At 57.3% G+C, this 3,027-nt stretch carries 5 protein-coding genes; all 5 read left to right on the plus strand.

All coding sequences use genetic code 11. From position 1 onward, the window contains the following. Window positions 1-443, plus strand: a 443-nt coding sequence (locus tag O6929_12165; GenBank protein ID MCZ6481142.1) for a proteasome accessory factor PafA2 family protein, incomplete at its 5' end; no start/stop codon positions are given. A 13-nt stretch (window positions 444-456) separates the two neighbouring features. Then, window positions 457-654 (plus strand): ubiquitin-like protein Pup, encoded by a 198-nt coding sequence (locus O6929_12170; GenBank protein ID MCZ6481143.1) that lies wholly within the window; start codon window positions 457-459, stop codon window positions 652-654. A gap of 2 nt (window positions 655-656) precedes the next feature. Beyond that, window positions 657-1,448, plus strand: a complete 792-nt coding sequence (gene prcB / locus O6929_12175) for a proteasome subunit beta (protein MCZ6481144.1) — start codon at window positions 657-659, stop codon at window positions 1,446-1,448. A 1-nt stretch (window position 1,449) separates the two neighbouring features. Beyond that, a complete protein-coding gene (gene prcA / locus O6929_12180) occupies window positions 1,450-2,142 on the plus strand; it encodes a proteasome subunit alpha (protein MCZ6481145.1) in 693 nt (230 codons plus the stop codon). A gap of 57 nt (window positions 2,143-2,199) precedes the next feature. After that, window positions 2,200-3,027: proteasome accessory factor PafA2 family protein (locus O6929_12185; GenBank protein MCZ6481146.1), on the plus strand; the 828-nt coding region annotated here is incomplete at its 3' end.

Genomic DNA, 3,027 nt, shown 5'->3' on the forward strand with positions numbered 1-3,027 from the left:
CGTGGCAGCTCCATCGGCATCTGGATTGGGTGATCAAGATGGAGCTGATCCGGTCGTACATGGAGCGGCGGAAGGTGGGATTCGAGGACCAGCGGATCTCGATGCTGGATCTGCAGTTCCACGATATCCGGCGGGAGAAAGGGCTGTTCTACGTCCTAGAGCGGCAAGGGTTGGTGGAGCGGATTCTTACCGACGCGGAGATCGCGGAAGCAGTCGAATTTCCTCCACTGGACACCCGGGCCTATTTCCGGGGCATGTGTCTTCGGAAGTATCGGGATCAGGTCTACGGGGCCAGTTGGAGTTCCGTCTTGTTTGACAGCGGCGACCTCGCCGTGAAGAAAATTCCCATGGCCGAGCCGACGCGAGGGACCCGGAAGTTGGTCCAGGAGATCCTGGACCGATCCGACACCGTGAGCGAGCTTTTGGACAACCTCACGGGATGAGGAGGTGGCACCTATGAGCGAGCAGGAGCGCAAGGTCAAGCGCCCTAAGGAACCGCCAAAGGGTGAGGAGGTCCAGGGCAAAGCGACGGTCACCGAGAAGGGGAAAAAGATCAAGGAGGATCTGGACAATCTGATGGATGAGATTGACGAGATCCTGGAAGAAAACGCCGAGGAGTTCGTTCGAAACTATGTGCAGCGAGGAGGCGAATAAGCGTGTTTTTAGACCTCTCATATACCGGTTCCAGCTTTTGCGATCTCCTGACAGAGCGTTTTCCGTTCCTGTTAACCAAGTGGGAGGGTCTTCAGTTTTCTCCGGATGAGATCACTCCTCTGCCCACGGGGACGACGGTATTGGCCTTGAAGTACGAAGGGGGGGTGATCGTCGTCGGGGATCGACAGGCCACCGAGGGGACCATGATATCGGCCCGACGGATTGAGAAGGTATTCAAAGCTGACGAGCATTCAGCCATTGCCATAGCCGGCGTGGCGGGGCCTTGCCTTGAGATGGCTCGCCTCTTCCAGACGGAACTGCAGCACTATGAGAAGCTGGAGGGGGTCGAACTGAGCACCGAGGGGAAAGCGAATAAGCTCGGCCAGATGGTGAAAATGAACTTCCCGATGGCCCTCCAAGGACTCGTGGTTATTCCGATCTTTGTCGCCTACGACTTCAAGCGGGCGGAAGGAAAAATCTATAAGTACGATGTGACCGGTGGGAGGTACGAGGAGGCTGAATACTACGCCACCGGTTCTGGAGGGGGACACGCTCGGGCCACCATGAAGAAGGGGTACCGATCGGAGATGGACGAGGAGGCGGCGATTCACACCACCCTTGAGGCCCTCTATGACGCCGCCGAAGAGGACATTGGAACGGCAGGACCTGATTTTGTCCGTGGGATCTTCCCTACCATTAAGACCGTGACCGACCGGGGGATCCTAGACGTGGAGGAAGCGCGGGTTCGGGCGGTGTGCGAGGGCATGGTCGAGACCCGGCGGAGGAACCACTAACATGCCGATGCCTTTCTATGTTTCCCCCGAACAGATGATGCAGGACAAGGCGGAGTATGCCCGAAAGGGCATCACCAAGGGAAAGTCCATCATCGCCCTGGCGGGAAAGCAAGGAATCCTTCTGGTGGCTGAGAACCCAAGCTCGTCGCTCAATAAGATCTCGGAAGTCTACGACCGGATTGCCTTCGCAGGTGCCGGGAAATATAGTGAGTTTGAGAATCTGCGGAAGGCCGGCATCCGCTATGCTGATCTCAAAGGGTACGCTTACGGCAGAGAGGATGTGACTGCCAAGTCTCTCGCCAACGTATACTCTCAGACCATCGGGAATATTTTCAGTCAGGAGATCAAGCCGCTTGAGGTGGAGATCCTTGTTGTGGAAGTGGGGGAGACGACGGCGCAGGACGAATTGTACCAGATTTCCTTCGATGGGGCTATCGGAGACGAGCGGGGTCACGCGGCCATCGGCGGGCAGGCGGATGAGTTGAAGCAGTACCTGAAAGACAAGTACGACGAGGGGGTCACCCTGGAGGTTTCTCTGACACTGGCGGTGAGCGCCTTAGAGGCCTCGGCGAATCAGAAGGTCAGGGCCCAGAACCTCGAGGTGGCAATCTTGGATCGGCACCATCCGGGCAGGAAGTTTCGCCGGTTCACGGCGGCGGAGCTGGCAGACCTGGCCGAGGGCCTTGAATCGTAGAAGAGTCCCCCGGTTATCGGTCGAGAGGGAGCGGCGGCGGGCACCAACGCTGCAATCATGCAAACGAGAATCTTCGGTCTTGAAAATGAATATGGCCTTATCTCCTCTTCGCTCGGCGGGAAACTGAACCTCTCGGTGGAGAGTGCCCTCGGGTACCTCTTTGAAAAGGTGGTCTCTCGCCAGCGGGGGACCAATGATTTCCTCCGAAACGGGGCCCGCCTGTATCAAGATACCGGCTGTCATCCGGAGTATGCCACTCCCGAATGTGACAATCCCCTAGACCTGGTGATTCATGATAAGGCTGGGGAGCGGATCGTAGAGGAGCTTCTCTATGCCGCCGAGCGCAAGCTACGGGAGAACGGGATCTATTGTGAGATTTATGTTTTTAAGAATAACACTGATTCGGTGGGTAACACGTACGGCTGTCACGAGAATTACCTGGTAGAGCGATCGGTCAACTTTCACAAATTGGCCGAGCTCCTGATTCCCTTCCTTGTTACCCGTCAGGTTTACGCGGGGGCCGGAAAAGTCCTGCGGACCAGGGCCGGGAACCACTACTATATCTCCCAGCGGGCTCAGCACATCTATCAGGAGATCTCCGGGGCGACCACCAGTTCTCGTGGCATCATCAACACCCGGGACGAGCCGCACGCGGATGAAGAGAAGTACCGCCGATTGCATGTCATCGTAGGTGACAGCAATATGTCGGAGTTTGTCACCCACCTGAAGGTGGGGGCGACGGCAATCGTCCTGAGCATGGTGGAGGATGGGTGGATCCGGAAAGATCTGGCGTTGGAAGATCCGGTCCGGGCGATCAAGGAAATCTCCCACGACGTCACGTGCAAACGGAAGGTACGGTTGAAACGGGGGGTCGAGCTGAGCGGG

Source organism: Candidatus Methylomirabilota bacterium (genome assembly GCA_027293415.1).
GTDB lineage: Bacteria > Methylomirabilota > Methylomirabilia > Methylomirabilales > CSP1-5 > CSP1-5.